The organism is Gryllotalpicola koreensis (assembly GCF_039538185.1).
In the GTDB taxonomy this organism is placed as follows: Bacteria; Actinomycetota; Actinomycetes; order Actinomycetales; family Microbacteriaceae; genus Gryllotalpicola; species Gryllotalpicola koreensis.
The window spans coordinates 126,398-142,374 of sequence record NZ_BAABBW010000001.1 but is presented as its reverse complement, the minus strand read 5'-3'; the positions used below and the strand labels follow the sequence as shown (position 1 = coordinate 142,374).

Sequence of the window (15,977 nt, the reverse complement as noted above, 5' to 3'; positions counted from 1 at the left end):
GCACCCCGGCGGTGACCGCCGCCGATGAGCTGCGCGCCGCCGTGCGGGGGCAGCAGTGGGCGGCAGTCGACCGCCTCTTCGACCAGCACTTCTTCGCGCTGTTGCTGACGTCCCCGGAGCTTGTCCGGGACGCGTTCGCAGCGCTTCCCAACGAGTGGTACCGCCAACACCCGCGGCATGTGATGACACGAGGGATTGCTGCCGTCACGGGCCCCCTGCCCTTGGTGGCGGCCGAGGCCGAGGAAGCTTTCGCCGCATGGGTCGCCTCGCAACCGGAGCCGGCCGCACGCGACCTGCTCGGCGTGCTCGCGGCGCGCCTGAGGGCTCTGATGTCAGCACGGCGCTTCTTCGAAGCGGATACCATCGCCGATCGGATGCGGGAAACCATTCGCGGGGCGCGGGAGCATGCCGGCTTCACCGACGTGCTCCCCCCTGCGCTGCTGCGAATCGGGACCGCGAAGCTCCTGGTCGGCGACGTGCTCACCGCGTTCCAGATGTTCGCCGACGCGCACCGCTGGGCCAATGCGGGCCCGATTCACCCGATCGACCCCATGGTGCGAGACCACCTTGCACTGACCGCGGCACTGAACGAGGACTACATCGCTGCTGTGCAGTGGTTGGAAGGGCGAGGGGAGCGGACCACCCGCGAGGACGGCGTGCGGTACCGCTATGAGACCGTCGGGCTCGTCGCCCGTGCGCTGATCGCGGTGGGCCAGGCGGATTCGGCGCAGGCATCTGCCGCCGTGGACAACGCCGATGACGAGGGAACCCGGCTCAGCGAGCTGTGGTGGGTCGCAGTTCATGCGCGTGCGCGCTACGAGCTGTTCTGGGGCGACCCCCATCGCGGCGTCTCGCTCATCCGCCGCAGTCGCCAGCTGCATGCCGCCGGCGCGATGCCGGTGCTCGCGGCCAAGCTTTTGCGCGCCGATATGGCCGATCTGCTCATGATGCTCGGCGAGCTGCCGGCTGCCGCACGGGAACTGGACGCTCTCGGGGTGACGCAACCGCATCCGGCCGTGCAGGCGTCGAAGATCCGCCTGGAGCTGCTGCGCGGTCGCGTCGACGAGGCCGCGCAGCAGCTCGCCGACGTGGCGTCAGCGGAGGGCCTCGGCCCTGCCCTCTCCGTTCTCGGAGCGCAGGTCGAACGACTCGCCGGCGGTGAGGTCTCGCAGCGCGCTGCGCGGCGTGCCGCGTTCTTCGTGCGTGACAGCGGTGCGCGCAGTGCCCTTCTCGAGGCGGACCACGAGCTTCGCGCGCAGCTCCTCGCGTTGATGGGCGGCGAGGTGGTGCCTGCCGGAAACGACTATGGCTATCGGTTCCGCCCGCGGCTCACCCGGCGGGAATCCGAAGTCCTCCGCGCTCTGGGGCAATTCGAAACCGTGCGGGACATCGCAGCCGCGCTGCACGTATCACCCAACACCGTCAAGACGCACCTGCAGGCGCTCTACCGGAAGTTCGGGGTGCACACCCGCGACGAAGTGCTGCGGCACCTCACCGAATAGGCCCTTCCCTCGAATGGGGGTGGCAGGGGGTGACCTCCCAGAGCGCTGAGGGTGAGGCGCGCATGAGAACGGGAATGGTTTCCGTTCTCAGCGCTGGTCCTGCTCCTCTCACAGGCAATTGACTGACTGCGCAGGCCATCTGTTGCACGCGGCACCGCCGACTCGTGTCGTCCGTGCGAGCACTCTGAGGGGAAATATCTGTGCGTCTTGTAGAAGCACTTCGAGCACGGCGCCGCGCGGCGTCGTACGTTCATGGACGTCATCGGATGCGCGGTCGCGCTAAGGGGGTCACAGCCGCGGTGGCATCCGCAGCTCTGATCGCATCGGGCTTCTTCGCCTTTGCCGCGATGTCGACGCCTCCGACCGCTCAAGCCGCCGCGGGAAGTCCCGGGACGCCTTCGGCGCCGACCGTCGTCTACCAGGAGGACTTCGAGAACGGCGTCGGGACTACGCCGGTGGGTCTGACGGCTTACACCGGCGCGACAGGGCAGAAGTACACCGCCGACAGTGTGTGGCTGACGGGCTGCAACGGCCAGATCCGTAACTTCAATACCCCGTCGACGAGTCAGGGCAACTGCTCGGCTGAGCAGGACGCCGCGCGGCTGAACCAGCTGGCGTACGCGCTCGGCGTGAATGCTGATTCGGGTACCCCGGCCACGAATCACGCTGTCACCGCGTACACCGAGGGAAACCCGGGTGTGAACGCCACGGAGTTCCAGACGGTGAGCAACATCCCCCTGGCATCGTCGTCGGGCCGGTTCCTGACCTTCAGCGTGGACACTGCGGCCGTCAACTGCCCGCCGGTGGCCACCGCACCGCTGTATCAGTTCGCCTTCCTGGACCAGACGGGCGCCGCCACCAACGTCGGCGGTCAGCTGAATGCCTGCGCCTCCGGTCAGACGATCAACGTCCCGGCGAACGGCTCGGCTCCCGCCAATACCGCCAATGTCGGGACGTACACCTCGAACGGCTCGCTCCTGTTCAGCGGCTCCTCGCTGGGCATCCGGATGCAGAACGCGAACGGCTCGGGCGGCGGTAACGACGCCGCGTTCGACAACATCCGCATCTTGGACGTCACGCCACAGCTGGACAAGGCGTTCACGCCGGCTTCGGTGAAGACCGGGGGCACCTCGACTCTCACGTTCACCGTGACGAACACGAGCGAGCTGGCCGCGAAGAACGGGTGGTCCTTCACCGACAGCCTCCCCGCGGGCTTGACGCTGGCGAGCTCGACGTTCGGCGGCACCTGCGATGCGACCACGACCGGTACCGCCGGCGGAACCTCGATCGCGATCACCGACGGTGCTCTCGCCGCAGGTGAGCGGTCTTGCACCATCACTGCGCAGGTCACCTCCGACACGGCCGGCACGTACACGAACGGACCAGCGAACGTCACCGAGACGGGACTGAACCCGCCCGGCACGGCGACGGTCGCCTTCAGCGACCCTGAGCTGACGATCGTCAAGCACGCCGGAACCCCTGTCGACGTCAACCAGGACGGCCTCACCGATGCCGGCGACACGATCCAGTACACGTTCACGGTCACGAACACCGGCGACCAGCCCATGACCGACGTGAGCGTCACCGACGCGAAAGCCGGAGCCGTCACCTGCCCCGAGACCTCCCTCGCGGTCGGCGCATCCGAGACGTGCACCGCGGATGACCCGTACACGATCACCGCCGCGGATGTGGCCAACGGGTCGGTGGACAACTCCGCGACCGCGACCGGAACCCCTCCGTCGGGCACCCCGATCACCTCGACGCCATCGACGACGAGCACTCCGACGACGACGCCCGCGCCGGCGCTGACGATGGTGAAGTCCGCCTCACCGGACAACGAGGCCAACTACACGGTCGGTCAGAAGATCACCTACTCGTTCACGGTCACCAACACGGGCAACGTTCCGTTGAGCGACGTGACGATCAACGAGGGCGACTTCACCGGCACGGGAAGCCTCTCCGACCCCGTCTGCCCGAGCGCCGAGCTTGCCGCAGGAGATGACGAGACCTGCACCGCCACCTATACGCTCACCCAGGCGGACGTGGATGCGGGCACGTTGACGAACACCGCGACAGCGATCGGCACGCCACCCGACGGGGACGGGGACACCCTCACGACACCGCCCTCGACGGTCACGATCCCGATCCCGGACAATCCCGCGATCACGGTCGTGAAGTCCGCCTCGGCGAGCGCCGCGACCGCGGCCGGCCAGAAGATCACGTACTCCTTCACGGTCACGAACACCGGCAACACGACCCTGCGGAACGTGACGGTCACCGAGGGCGCGTTCTCCGGCACCGGCACGCTCTCGGACGTCACCTGCCCGGAGCCGGATCTCGCTTCCGGCGACGCTGAGACTTGCACGGCCACCTACACGGTGACCCAGGCGGATATCGACGCCGGCGGCTCGATCAGCAACACCGCCACCGCCACCGGAACGCCGCCGAACGGGGACACCCCGCCGGTGTCGCCGCCGTCGACTTCCACCGTCACGGTCGACCAGGACCCGTCGATGAGCGTGGTGAAGTCTGCATCGCCGTCCGACGCGAGCTCCTACAAGGTCGGCGAGCAGATCACCTACTCGTTCGTCGTCACGAACACGGGCAACGTGACCATCACGGACCCCAAGGTCGATGACGCGAAGTTCTCCGGCACGGGCCAGCTGTCCGCGATCAGCTGCCCGACGAGCGGCGCCACGTTGGCTCCGGGAGCGCAGGAGATCTGCACCGCGACATACACGGTGACCCAGGCGGATGTCGATGCGGGCAAGCTCACCAACACCGCGACGGTCACCGGCACGACGCCGGGTGGGGGCACCACGCCGCCATCGGATCCGTCGACGGTCACCGTGCCCGGCGACCCGCACCCGAGCTTGGCCCTGGTGAAGACCGCGGATGTGGCGAAGGTCACCGCGGTCGGTCAGGTCGTGACGTACTCGTTCGAGGTGACCAACACCGGCAACGTGACCATCACTGACCCAGCCGTCAAGGAGGGCGCATTCAACGGCCATGGTCATCTCTCCGAGGTGACTTGTCCGTCCGGCCGCACGCTGACACCCGGGCAGACGATCGACTGCACGGCGACGTATACCGTCGTCGCGGCCGACCTGGCCGGCGGGACGCTGACGAACACGGCGACGGTGACGGGGACCGCTCCCGGCGGCGACCCGCTGAGTTCCGACCCGTCGACCGCCAAGGTCGTGGAGGACCCCTCCGCCCCGGTCGTCGCGGTGAACACCGGTGGGTACACCATCGACCAGCAGCCGGTGTGGGAGCGGCTCCTGCCTTTCGGGGGGCTGAGCGCGGCCCTGCTGGCCCTCGGTGCGGCGATGGTGCTCTGGATGCGTCGTAAGGGAGACCAGCAGGGGTGACCTCCTGGCGGCGTAACCCGCGCATCCTCTGGGTGGCCCTGGCTGCGGTCCTCGTGATCGCCGCCGGGGCCACCTGGTCCGTCACGGCGCTTCTTCCGCACCATGCCTCCGGCACGCAGGACATGAAGGGCAACACCGTCGCCCTCGACCCCGGCACACTGCCGGCGCCGAAGGTGCAGCAGCAGATGCATGCCGTTGCCGACACCGGAACGCGGTTCAAAGTGCCCGCCGTCGGCCTGGACGTGCCGGTGGGGCAGATCAGCATCGTCGCCGGCCAGCTCACCCCGCCGGGATTCACCTCGGTCTACGCCGTCCGCAACCTCGGCGCCACGGCCGCCGATCCCGGCAAGGGAACCGTGTACGTCGTGACGCACTCGCTGCGCGGCAGCGGGAAGGCGCCCGGCAACTACCTCACCGACGTCGCCCATCAGAAAGCGGCGGTCAGCGCCGGCGAGTCGGTGTTCGTCGGTTCCACCGAGTACACCGTGACGGGGACTCAGCTGGTGAAGAAGAGCGACATCGCGGCCCAGAAGACCCTCTGGGCCGACACTCCGAACCGGCTCGCGATCATCACCTGCCTCGAGAAGCCCTCTGGCGCGCCCTCGACGGACAACCTCATCGTCTACGCCGCCCTGGCCGCGCCGAAACGCTGAAGAAGCCTCGGCCTGCTGGGCGTCCCCGGCATGTCCGCCCTCTAGCGGCTCGCCGGCGAGATGATCGGCACCACGTCTGCCACGAGCTCGAAGTCCTTCGGGTTCAGCGTCGCCAGTGACGCGCCGAGCGCGAACGCGTGCCCGGCGAGCATGATGTCCTTGCTGCGCGCGTGCGCGGGGCGGTGCCGCTTGACGGTTGCGGCGAGAACCCCGTAGCCCGCCGCGGCGCGACGGTCGTACGGCAACCATCTGGGGGCGAGGGATTCGATCCAGTTGAGATTCTCTTGCCGCTCCGCCCGAGCGTGGGCGTCAGCGGCGACACTGACGCCGAACGCGAGCTCGCCATAGCTGATCGCGCTGAACACCGGTATCTCGTCGGGCAATACCGCGCTCCAGAGTTCGAGCGACTCCCGTGCCGAGATCAGCACCGAGGTGTCGAACAGGATCACTGCTCGGCCCACGGGTCGAACAGCGGGTCGTCGTCTCGGGACGCGTAGATCTCCTCTGCCCACCCAGTCGTGTCGGCGGGAATCTCAGCCAGCTTCTTGAGGAACTCAACGGCGCTCAGCGGCTGGACCCGCTGGGCGCGAGGTCGCGCAGGCACGAGCCGCGCCGCCAGCCGACCGTTGACGGTCACGTCAATCTCTTCCCCGTCTTCGACGCGGCGCACGACTTCACTGGCGTTCTGCCGGAGTTCACGGATGCCCACACTTGCCATGCTGCAAGAGTAGGCCTGCCGTAGCACATGGTCTACATGTCTGTTGGCAGCCCACAAGCCGTGGCTTGGTCAGTCTGGGTCGTCACGAAATCACGCCTCGGTTGCTGAAAGCGTGCAAACGTGACGACCTGGTCCGACCAGCCTGAGCGCCTACTCCGCGAGGTGGCGCGGGGCGCGGTGCGGGCGCTCCTCCGGAGCGACGTAGAACGCGCTCGCCGCGCCGGTGCCGACGACCGGGCCGAAGTGCTCGGGCAGGGTCGCGCGGTGAGCGGATGCCAGCTCCTCGAGCCCGACCGTGAAGAGCCCCTGCACCTCGAGCGCGGGAACCTCGCCGTCGACGGCATCCGTCACTCCGATGCGCGCGACCGGGAAGCCGCGGCCCTCGCACAGCCCCCGGAACTGCACGTCGTCCTCGCGGGGCACCGAGACGATCACCCGGCCGGTCGACTCTGAGAACAGTGCGGTGGTGGCGTCGACGCCGTCGCGCGTGAGCACCTCATCGAGGAAGACCCGCGCGCCCACGCCGAAGCGCAGCACCGACTCGGCGAGCGCCTGCGCGAGTCCGCCGTCGGAGAGGTCGTGCGCCGAGGTGACGAAGCCCTCGACCGCAGCCGCGTGCAGCAGCTCTGCGAGCGCGCGCTCGCGGCCGAGGTCGACCGCGGGCGGGCGGCCACCGAGGTGCCCGAACACGGTGCCGGCCCACGCCGAGCCGTCCAGCTCAACAGCAGTGGTGCCGAGCAGGTAGATGTTGTCGCCCGGGTCCTGCCAGCCCGACGGCACGCGCCGCGCGACGTCATCGATCACGCCGAGCACGCCGACGACGGGCGTCGGGAAGATCGGGGTGGTGCCGGTCTGGTTGTAGAACGAGACGTTGCCGCCCGTGACGGGGATCTCGAGCTCGAGGCATCCGTCGGAAAGTCCCTCGACGGCCTGCGAGAACTGCCACATGACCTCGGGGTTCTCCGGGCTGCCGAAGTTCAGGCAGTCGGTGACGGCCATCGGCACGGCGCCCGAGACCGCGACGTTGCGGTACGCCTCGGCGAGCGCGAGCTTCGCGCCCAAGAACGGGTCGAGCTGGCAGTAGCGGCCGTTCGCGTCCGTCGCGATCGCGAAGCCGAGACCGGATTCCTCATCGACGCGGATCATGCCCGCGTCCTCCGGGAAGGCGAGCGCCGTGTTGCCGCCGACGTAGAAGTCGTACTGGTCGGTGACCCAGCTCTTGTCGGCCAGGTTCGGCGAGCCCGCGAGCGCGAGGAACTGCTCGCGCAGCTGGTCGCGGCCTTCGGCGGTCGAGGCGTCGGCGCGGGGCAGCAGAGCCGCGGAATCCGCCTGCAGCGCATCGATCCAGTCGGGGCGCGCGACCGGGCGGTCGTAGACGGGGCCGTCGATCGCGACCGTGCGCGGGTCGACGTTGACGATCTCCTCACCGCGCCACTGAATGACGAGGCGGCCGGTGTCGGTGACCTCGCCGAGCACCGAGTACTCGACGTCCCACTTCTTCAGCACCGCGTCGAAGGCCTCGAGCTTGTCGGGGTGCACGACCGCCATCATGCGCTCCTGCGACTCGCTCATCAGGATCTCTTCCGCGGTGAGCGAGGGGTCGCGCAGCAGCACGGAGTCGAGCTCGACGAACATGCCGCCGTCGCCGTTGCTCGCGAGCTCGGAGGTCGCGCACGAGATGCCCGCGGCACCGAGGTCCTGAATGCCGTCGACGAGTCCGGAATGGAAAAGTTCGAGACAGCACTCGATGAGCACTTTCTCGGCGAAGGGGTCGCCGACCTGCACGGCGGGCCGCTTCGTCGGGCCGGTCGATGAGAACGTGTCGGATGCCAGGATCGAGGCGCCCCCGATGCCATCGCCGCCCGTGCGCGCACCGAACAGGACGACCTTGTTGCCGACGCCCTCGGCGTTGGCGAGGTGCAGGTCCTCGTGCCGCAGCACGCCGACCGCGAGCGCGTTGACGAGCGGGTTGCCCTGGTACACCGGGTCGAAATAGGTCTCGCCGCCGATGTTCGGCAGCCCGAGGCAGTTGCCGTAGTGCGAGATGCCGGCGACCACGCCGTGCACGACGCGGGTCGTGTCAGGGTCGTCGATCTTGCCGAAGCGCAGCTGGTCCATCACGGCGACGGGGCGGGCGCCCATCGAGATGATGTCGCGCACGATGCCGCCGACACCCGTCGCGGCGCCCTGGAACGGCTCGATGTACGACGGGTGGTTGTGCGACTCGACCTTGAAGGTCACCGCCCAGCCTTCGCCGATGTCGACGACGCCGGCGTTCTGGCCCATGCCGACCATCAGGTTCTCGCGCATCTTGTCGTTGACCTTCTGGCCGAAGATGCGCAGGTACTTCTTGCTCGACTTGTAGGAGCAGTGCTCCGACCACATGACCGAGTACATGGCGAGCTCGGCGCTGGTGGGCCGACGGCCGAGGATCGCCTTGATCTGCTCGTACTCGTCGGTCTTGAGCCCCAGCACGTCGTAGGGCTGCTGCTTCTCGGGGGTGGCTGCGGCGTTGGCGGTCGTGTCGAGACCGGAAGAAGGAACCTGGATGGTCTCGGTGGCATCAGTCACGGTGCCGATTCTACCGACGCGCGCTGAGGGGGCTGGGCGGCGCTCAGGACGGCATGCGGTGCTGTGGGTGCGGCGTCTCGTGACGTGCGAGCATCGCGACGAACTCGGCGAGCTTGCGCTCGCGCGCCTGCGGCGACGCGGCCGCGTCGAGGCGGTAGATCAGGGCGTAGCGGTTCGCGGAGGTGAGCACATCGAACATGGCCTGCGCCTCGGGCTGCGCGCGAACGGCGTCGAGCAGATCCTGAGGGACGGTGACGGATGCCTGCCCGGCATACGCCGCCTCCCACAGCCCGCTCGCCTGCGCGGCGGCAACAGCCGCCTCGCCGGCTGGGGCCATCAGCCCCTCGGCGGTGAGCCGCTCGACACGGTCGACGTTGAGCTTCGACCAGCGGCTCTTCGCCCGCCGCGGCGTGAACCGGGTGAGGTAGCTGGCGTCGTCGCGGCGGCCGATCCGGCCGTCGACCCAGCCGAAGCAGAGGGCCTGGTCGATCGCGTCGTCGATGCCCAGGGCGGTGACCGTGCCGCCCTTCTTCGTGAGAACGAGCAGAACGCCCGGACTCGTGGCGTGGTTGGCCGCGAGCCAGGCGCGCCATGCGTCGGCGTCCGGCACCAGCAGTTCGGGCAGTTCCTCGGCCACGCTCACCCGAGCCGGTACGTGCGGTTCTTCGACTGAGGCGGCGCCGTCGCCACGACGGCGCGCTGATCGATCAGCACGCGCAGTCGCTGCCGCACCACGTTCACGGTCGAGCCGGCCGCGGCGGCGATGTCCTGCACGCCGAGCTCCCCGCCGGCCCGCAACGCCGTCAGAATCCGCTCGTCGAGCGCCCCACGGACGGCGGGCTCGCGCGGCGGCGAGCTGAACACGCCCGGGGCGAGCTCCCGGACTTCCTCGTGCTGCAGCCGGGCTCCCCGGCGGTACGCCTCGCCGGGGCGCGCGGGGTACCTGAGCCACCCGTCGTCGACGAGAGAGCGCAGCACGTCCTGGGCGTCGTGGGAGTCGATGCCGAGCAGGGCGCGAAGCAGCTGGTCCTCGACGTCGAGCTCGCGATGGACGAGGGCGAGTGCACGCTGCTGATCGAGTTCGAGGTCGTCCGCGCCGATCTCGGCGAGCCACTCATCGACCTCGGGCGAGAGCAGGCCGTGCCGCTCGAGCACGACTGTCATCGCGGTCAGGGTGGCGTCGAAGCGCGGGGCGGCGAGACCGGCACGGCCGAGCGAGCCGGTCATCCGCGGGATGCCGCTTCCGGCGTTCTCCGAGACGGTGTCGGAACCGTGCGGCATGGGCACATCGGTCAGCAGCGCCGCGAGCCGCGCGTTGCGCGAGCGCGAGTTGCCGTCGAAGAGCTCGGCGACCCGCCGGCCGCCCCAGATGCCACCGGGGTTGTGGATCTCGAGCCGGTCGGGGTACAGCTCGACACGCACCTGGTCACCCTGCGCGAGAGGGCTGTAGTCGCGGTGGGTGACCGCGTTCACGATCGCCTCGCGGAGCGCGTCGACCGGGATCTCCGGAACATCGAAGGCGCCCGCGCCGGCGGCGCGTGAGACGCGCCGGTGTTGCAGGTTGCGCAACACAGCGTCGACCGCGTCGTCGACCATCGTCGGGATCGGGCCCTCGAGCGTACGCCGATCCAGCATCCGCACCTCGTCGATCACCGAGTCCTTCGCGAGCCCCGGGTATGCCGTGAAGGTGATCATCAGCTGCGGGAAGAACTGCTGCGGGAACCGCCCGAGCGCGACGAGGCCCGCCAGCGTCGGAGTGCGGCGGTCGGAGTCGAGGACGCCGAGCCGGGCGAGGATGTCGCGCTCCGAGGCGAGCCCTTCGACCGCGCGCGGCCGAACCCGCCGCAGGCGCTCGATGAACGTGCCGACCAGGCCCGGGTCGAGGTCGTCCACGGTGGCGGAGGGCACCGGCTCAGTGTCCGCCGTCGGCTGCGCGGCATCCGCTCTCAGCAGGAAGACGCCGTAGCGACCCATCACGCGATCGCCGTCGGCCACCCGCTGGTAGCTGCCGTTCTCGATGCCCTGCGTCGTGACGTAGCAGGGGCGCTGACTCGCGGGCAGCTCCTCGACGTCGACCACGACGACCGGTGCGCCGTCGACCTCGGCGATGTCGATGACACCGCTGGGAGTCGGGGTGAGCGGCCCGGGGATGTCGCGCGCCGATCGAGGGCGGAACGCCTCGGCGACCTGGTCTCTCACCTTGACCGCGTCGAAGCCCGCAACCGGGGCGAAACCCGCCGCCTCGTCGAGCCCGAGGATCACCAGCCCGCCGTCACGGTTGCTGAACGCGCTGACGGTCGGCCACAGGCTGCGTGGCACACCGCCTGCCGCCGCCTTCACCTCGATCTGGGTCAGGTCGGTGCGCGCGCGACGCAGCCGGTCGACCACTTCGTCGAGCGGGCCCAGGCTGGTCTCCATCGGGTCCTTCCTCTGTTTCGTCAGTGAAGTTCACTGATCGCCATCACTGAACTTCACTGACGCGGCCTCACTGAACTTCAGTGATGAGCATCACTGAACTTCACTGATGATCAGGGAGCCACGCGGTGCTTGCGAGAATGGATCGTGCCCGATCTCGGACTTCTCCTCGACGTCGACGGACCGATCGCCTCGCCCGTCACCCGCTCCATCGCCATCCCGTCCATCGCCGACGACCTCGTGACCCTCGTCGGCGCAGGCGTTCCCGTGGCGTTCATCACGGGGCGCAGCGACGCTTTCATCGAGCAGCAGGTCGTCACACCGCTGCTCGAGCGCGGCCTGGGCGAGGCACTGCAGCAGCCCGGCGCCCGCATGTTCGGCGTCTTCGAGAAGGGCGGCTCGTGGGCTGCGATCACCCCGGCCGGCCTGGCCGACGTTACCGTCGACGAGTCGGTCGCACCGTCCGACTCTCTGATGGCGGACATACGGATGCTTGTCGCCGAGCGCTTCGCCGACACCATGTTCTTCGACAAGACCAAGAAGGCGATGATCTCGGTCGAGCAGCGGCGCGAGACGGAGGCATCCGTTTATCTGCGTGCTCAGAACCACTTCGACGCGTCCGCCTTCGAGGTGCTCGTGGACCACGGCATCGGCGTCTATCACCGCGAGCGGGTCGCGCCCGATGTCAACGGGGACGTGCCGTTCCGCCTCGACTCGACGATCATCTCGACCGACATCGAGTCGGTGCTGCTCGACAAGGACCGCGGCGCGCAGCGTGCTCTGGAGTACTTCGCGGCCGCGGGCTCGGGCCAGTTGCCGCGGCGCTGGCGCTCGGTCGGCGACTCGCGCAGCGACTACAAGATGGCCGATTTCCTGCACGAGGCGGGCTTCGACGCCGCGCATGTCGATGTGCGGCCGTCAGACGGCGTGCTCGAGAAGCCGTACCCGGTGATCACCGAGCACGGCGCCATCCATGACGAGGCCGGCGCGATCTTCCTGCGCCACTGGGTGCGCGAGCTCGACCTCGCGTAGCGGCCGACGCTACTCGGATCCGCAATGCGCGGCTCGGATCCGTGCAGCGCAAACCGGATCGCAGCAGCGCAACCAAAGCCTGGGCCTATGGCGCGATGACTGTGAGCCGCGGGAAGTAGGTGCGGTAGCGCGCGGCGTCCCGCGTGAGCAGGGTGTGACCCGCGACGGCGGCGTGTGCGCCGATGTAGAAATCGGGAAGCGGGCTGCGTCGCGGTCCGCGGCGCGAGCGATAGCGTGCGAAGGCCTTTCCGGCGAGGAATCCCGCGGCGTACGGCAGCGGCTCGCGGCGAAAGAGGTCAGGAGGCAGCACCGCATCGAGTTCCTCGGCCGCGTCGTAGCGGACCGACACCTCGGCATAGATGATCGGGTTGATGACGAGGGGGCCGCGCTCGATTGCTGCGGCCAGCGCAGCTTCAGACCAGTCGGCCCAGTCGCGATCGTCGGTCAGGACGTCGATCAGGACGTTCGTATCGACCAACGTGGCCTCAGTCGCCACGCAGCAGCTCCATCAACTCGTCGGTGGTCATGCCAGGACCAGCGCTGCCACGCATCCGGCGAATGTGGCGCTCTGCGGCGCTCATCTCGCCGTCGCGATGCACGATCTTGAGCGTCGACCCTTCCTCGATGACGTCGACCTCGTCGCCTTCGCGGAAACCGTACTTCTGGCGCAGCGCGGCAGGGATCGTCACCTGGCCCTTGCTGTTGAGTCGCATGGTTCCTCCATGTATTACGTGTCGCGTGTAGTAAGTATTACACGCGTCTACGCGGCGAGGCTCAGCTGAGGATGTCCTTCGTCGACAGCCGCGCGTAGGCGAGCAGCCCGAACACCACGAGATAGCCGAGCTGCAGCAGCGCGTTCTGGCCGAGCGAGTCCCACACGATCGGCGCGCGCAGGAAGTCGCCGAGGCCGAACCAGTAGTGGCTGAAGAGATACGGATGCAGCCACGCGAGCTGCGACAGCGAGTCCGCCACCTGCACCACGACGGCGAGCACGATCGTCGCCGCCATCGCGCCGACCGGCACAGTCGTGAGCGTCGAGATGAAGAGGCCGAGCGCCGTCAGGCCGACCAGCGACACCGCGGCATACGCCGCCATCAGCAGCGCGCGGCCCACAAAGCCCCAGAAGCCGACCTCGTCGCCCGAGAGCAGCGTGACACGGCTGACGGGGAAGAGGATCGCGCCGACGATCGCGCCGACCACGACGAGCGCGAGCACCGCGGCCACGACGAAGGCGAGCGCGGCGAGGAACTTCACGACGAGCAGCCGCGCCCGCCCGATCGGCGCGGTGAGCAGGTAGCGCAGCGTGCCGTGGCTCGCTTCGCCCGCGATGGTGTCGCCGGCGACCACGCCCACGGTGAGCGGCAGGAACGCCGGGATCGACACGACCAGGGCGGTGAGGGCGACGAAGAGCCCGTTCTGCATGATCGAGCCGATGAAGGCCGGGCCGCCCTGATCGCCGCCGCGGGCCGGCCCCTCCGTGACGCGCACCGCGATCGCGATCAGCACGGGAACGGCGGCGAGAGCCGCGAGCAACGCGATCGTGCGCCGCCGGCGGAAGAGCGTGGTGACTTCGCTGCCGAGAAAACGGATGCCCGTGCCGCGGCTCGCCCCTTCGAGACGCGCTTCGCGCTCCTCCGCGAGCGAACTCGCGTCAGCCTGCGACATCGAAGCCCTCCCCGGTGAGCGCGACGAAGCGGTCCTCGAGCGTCTCGCCCGAGACGGCGATGCCCCGCACCCGCACGCCTGCGGCGACGAGCGCGGCGGTGAGCTCCTCGACGGCGAGACCCGCGGGCAGCGGCGCGGTGACGGTGTCGGGCGCGTCGGCGGTGAGCAGCTCAGGGGCGAGGCCCCGGGCGGTCAGCACACCGCGTGCGGCATCCGTATCGGGTGTGGTCACCGTCAGCCTGCGCTCGCCGGCCGCGCGCAGCTCGTCGAGCCGCCCCTGCGTGACCAGGCGCCCCGCTGACATCACGGCGACGTGCGAGCACACCTGCTCGATCTCGCTGAGCAGGTGCGACGAGACGAAGACGGTGGTGCCGTCGGCCGCGAGCGAGCGGATCAGGCCGCGCACCTCGCGCGTGCCCTGCGGATCGAGGCCGTTCGTCGGCTCGTCGAGCACGAGCAGCTCGCGGTCGCGCAGCAGCGCGTTCGCGAGCCCGAGGCGCTGCTTCATGCCGAGCGAGTACGTACCCGCCTTCTTGGTGGCCGCGTGCCCGAGTCCGACGCGATCGAGGGCGGATGCCACGCGGGTCTTCCGCGTCGCCGCGTCGCTGCGCACGTCCGCGGCATCGAGCCGCATCAGGTTGTCGCGGCCCGAGAGATACGGATAGACCGCCGGCCCCTCGACCAGCGCGCCCACCCGGGGAAGCACCCCGGCCAGCGCGCTGGGCATGGGCTCGCCGAGCAGTGAGATCGAGCCGCTCGTCGGCGCGACGAGGCCGAGCAGCATGCGGATCGTCGTCGTCTTCCCCGACCCGTTCGGCCCCAGGAACCCGAACACGGCGCCGCGCGGCACCGTCAGCGTGAGGCCGTCGACCGCGCGCTGCTTCCCGAAGACCTTGGTGAGATCGGATGCCTCGATCGCGGCGTCGGAGTCGGAGGGAGCTGCGCTCACTGAGCGGCGTTCTCGAGAGCGCTCAGCGGAACGGCGCCGACCAGCACGCGGCCGTCGTCGGTGATCAGCACCGACACGAGCGCGGTCTGCAGACCGCGGCCGCCTGGCACCGCCTGCAGCAGGCCGAGCAGGGTCGAGGCATCCCCCGAGCTCGACTGCGCCGCGCCCTGGGTGAGCTGCGAGAGGTCCACCGACCCGGCGGGCAGCTCGGCGATCGCGCTCCAGCCTGTCCCGGTCACGGTCGGCTGCACCTGCATGTGGTTGTTCGGCGCCGTGCCCTCTGCCTTCGGCGCGCCCATCGCCTTCTTCGGCGACAGGCTCCGCGTCTCGACCTTGGTGCCCTTCGGCGGAGTGAACTCGAACACCGAGCTCCTCGGCGTGTCGTACGAGATCGAGCTGAAGGCCACGGTCGCGGCCGGCTTCGCCTGCCCCTTCGCGTAGACCGAGACCTCGAGCGGCACCCCGGTCTTCGCGTCGACCGCGACCGTCGCGCGCTCGACGAGTGTGCCGGCGGTCTTCGGGGTGAGCGTCAGCCGGTACGTGGCGCGGCCGGCCACGCGGTCGTTCACCGCGACGTCGAACGAGGTCGTCGGCTCGAGCTGCTTCACCAGCTCGGCCGCCGCCTGCGCGGGCGTGACCTCGGGGGCGCGGGTCTTCGTCGTGCCGGCATCCGCCCCGGCGAAGGTCAGGTGCGTGGCTGCTTTCTGGGACGAGTCGTACAGCCACAGGCTGGTTCCCGAGCGCACCACGTCACGCTCGGCGAGGGTGTCGAGCACCTGCACACGCTGCTTCATGCCGCCGTCGGAATATACCTTCGCGGTATGCGAGGCGGTCAGCAGGTCGAGCAGCCCGTCGCTCGCACCGGCGCCCCCGCTGCCCTGCAGCGCCGACAGGTCGGGCAGGCCGAGGTCGGACGACTGCGTCACGGTGCCCGAGAAGGCCGTCGACTCGCTCCGCGAGATGAGCTCGAGCACCTGCTGCGGCGACTTCGACGGCAGCGGCGACTCGGCCGAGGCGATGGCGGGGACGGCGAGCGCAGCGCCGACGATCACGACGGGTGCGACGGCGGCGGGCAGCCAACGGGCGAGCTTGTTCATTTCG

General features: G+C 69.5%; 14 protein-coding genes. 4 read left to right on the top strand and 10 right to left on the bottom strand.

Annotated elements, in window-relative coordinates:
• The first annotated feature begins 11 nt into the window (after window positions 1-11).
• From ABD708_RS00615 to ABD708_RS00605, 3 genes are all read left to right on the top strand, one after another.
• Window positions 12-1,502, top strand: coding sequence for a helix-turn-helix transcriptional regulator (locus ABD708_RS00615; protein ID WP_344751318.1), 1,491 nt, complete (start codon window positions 12-14; stop codon window positions 1,500-1,502).
• Window positions 1,503-1,801: 299 nt separating this feature from the next.
• A complete protein-coding gene (locus tag ABD708_RS00610; RefSeq protein WP_344751317.1) occupies window positions 1,802-4,873 on the top strand; it encodes a DUF7507 domain-containing protein in 3,072 nt (1,023 codons plus the stop codon).
• Window positions 4,870-5,526, top strand: a complete 657-nt coding sequence (locus ABD708_RS00605) for a class F sortase (RefSeq protein WP_344751315.1) — start codon at window positions 4,870-4,872, stop codon at window positions 5,524-5,526. Before ABD708_RS00610 ends, ABD708_RS00605 begins: the two co-directional genes overlap by 4 nt.
• 41 nt (window positions 5,527-5,567) lie before the next feature.
• On the opposite strand, the gene ABD708_RS00600 is transcribed toward ABD708_RS00605, so the two are convergent.
• The 5 genes from ABD708_RS00600 to ABD708_RS00580 all read right to left on the bottom strand — a co-directional run bounded on the left by ABD708_RS00600 (window position 5,568) and on the right by ABD708_RS00580 (window position 11,233).
• Window positions 5,568-5,987 (bottom strand): PIN domain-containing protein, encoded by a 420-nt coding sequence (locus tag ABD708_RS00600; protein ID WP_344751314.1) that lies wholly within the window; start codon window positions 5,985-5,987, stop codon window positions 5,568-5,570.
• A complete protein-coding gene (locus tag ABD708_RS00595; RefSeq protein ID WP_344751313.1) occupies window positions 5,972-6,244 on the bottom strand; it encodes a type II toxin-antitoxin system Phd/YefM family antitoxin in 273 nt (90 codons plus the stop codon). Before ABD708_RS00595 ends, ABD708_RS00600 begins: the two co-directional genes overlap by 16 nt.
• A gap of 150 nt (window positions 6,245-6,394) precedes the next feature.
• The gene (gene purL / locus ABD708_RS00590; RefSeq protein ID WP_425553227.1) at window positions 6,395-8,815 is read right to left on the bottom strand and encodes a phosphoribosylformylglycinamidine synthase subunit PurL; all 2,421 of its coding nucleotides are present in this window, start codon (window positions 8,813-8,815) and stop codon (window positions 6,395-6,397) included.
• Between the two features lie 43 nt (window positions 8,816-8,858).
• Entirely contained in the window at window positions 8,859-9,452 is a 594-nt protein-coding gene (locus tag ABD708_RS00585; RefSeq protein ID WP_344751312.1) for a YdeI/OmpD-associated family protein, read from the bottom strand.
• 2 nt (window positions 9,453-9,454) lie between these two features.
• Complete coding sequence (locus tag ABD708_RS00580) at window positions 9,455-11,233, bottom strand: ATP-binding protein (protein ID WP_344751311.1); 1,779 nt, start codon at window positions 11,231-11,233, stop codon at window positions 9,455-9,457.
• Between the two features lie 144 nt (window positions 11,234-11,377).
• Between ABD708_RS00580 and ABD708_RS00575 the strand changes: the two genes are divergently transcribed.
• Window positions 11,378-12,262, top strand: coding sequence for a hypothetical protein (locus ABD708_RS00575; protein WP_344751310.1), 885 nt, complete (start codon window positions 11,378-11,380; stop codon window positions 12,260-12,262).
• An 85-nt stretch (window positions 12,263-12,347) separates the two neighbouring features.
• Here ABD708_RS00575 and ABD708_RS00570 read toward each other — a convergent pair whose 3' ends face one another.
• From ABD708_RS00570 to ABD708_RS00550, 5 genes are all read right to left on the bottom strand, one after another.
• Entirely contained in the window at window positions 12,348-12,758 is a 411-nt protein-coding gene (locus ABD708_RS00570) for a type II toxin-antitoxin system VapC family toxin (protein WP_344751309.1), read from the bottom strand.
• Entirely contained in the window at window positions 12,748-12,975 is a 228-nt protein-coding gene (locus tag ABD708_RS00565) for an AbrB/MazE/SpoVT family DNA-binding domain-containing protein (protein WP_344751307.1), read from the bottom strand. The genes ABD708_RS00570 and ABD708_RS00565 overlap by 11 nt, the downstream gene beginning before the upstream one ends.
• A gap of 61 nt (window positions 12,976-13,036) precedes the next feature.
• Entirely contained in the window at window positions 13,037-13,927 is an 891-nt protein-coding gene (locus ABD708_RS00560; RefSeq protein ID WP_344751305.1) for an ABC transporter permease, read from the bottom strand.
• On the bottom strand, window positions 13,914-14,876 hold the full coding sequence (locus tag ABD708_RS00555; protein WP_344751304.1) for an ABC transporter ATP-binding protein: 963 nt from the start codon (window positions 14,874-14,876) through the stop codon (window positions 13,914-13,916). The genes ABD708_RS00560 and ABD708_RS00555 overlap by 14 nt, the downstream gene beginning before the upstream one ends.
• Window positions 14,873-15,973 carry a LolA family protein gene (locus ABD708_RS00550; RefSeq protein ID WP_344751303.1) on the bottom strand — a complete coding sequence of 367 codons (1,101 nt, stop codon included), beginning with the start codon at window positions 15,971-15,973 and terminating at the stop codon, window positions 14,873-14,875. Before ABD708_RS00550 ends, ABD708_RS00555 begins: the two co-directional genes overlap by 4 nt.
• Between the last annotated feature and the right edge of the window lie 4 nt (window positions 15,974-15,977).

Bases quoted from the DNA above. Each gene is read 5' to 3' on its own strand.
- ABD708_RS00595 (WP_344751313.1), bottom strand. From the start codon at position 6,244: ATGGCAAGTGTGGGCATCCGTGAACTCCGGCAGAACGCCAGTGAAGTC.
- ABD708_RS00580 (WP_344751311.1), bottom strand. From the start codon at position 11,233: ATGGAGACCAGCCTGGGCCCGCTCGACGAAGTGGTCGACCGGCTGCGT.
- ABD708_RS00565 (WP_344751307.1), bottom strand. From the start codon at position 12,975: ATGCGACTCAACAGCAAGGGCCAGGTGACGATCCCTGCCGCGCTGCGC.
- ABD708_RS00560 (WP_344751305.1), bottom strand. From the start codon at position 13,927: ATGTCGCAGGCTGACGCGAGTTCGCTCGCGGAGGAGCGCGAAGCGCGT.
- ABD708_RS00550 (WP_344751303.1), bottom strand. From the start codon at position 15,973: ATGAACAAGCTCGCCCGTTGGCTGCCCGCCGCCGTCGCACCCGTCGTG.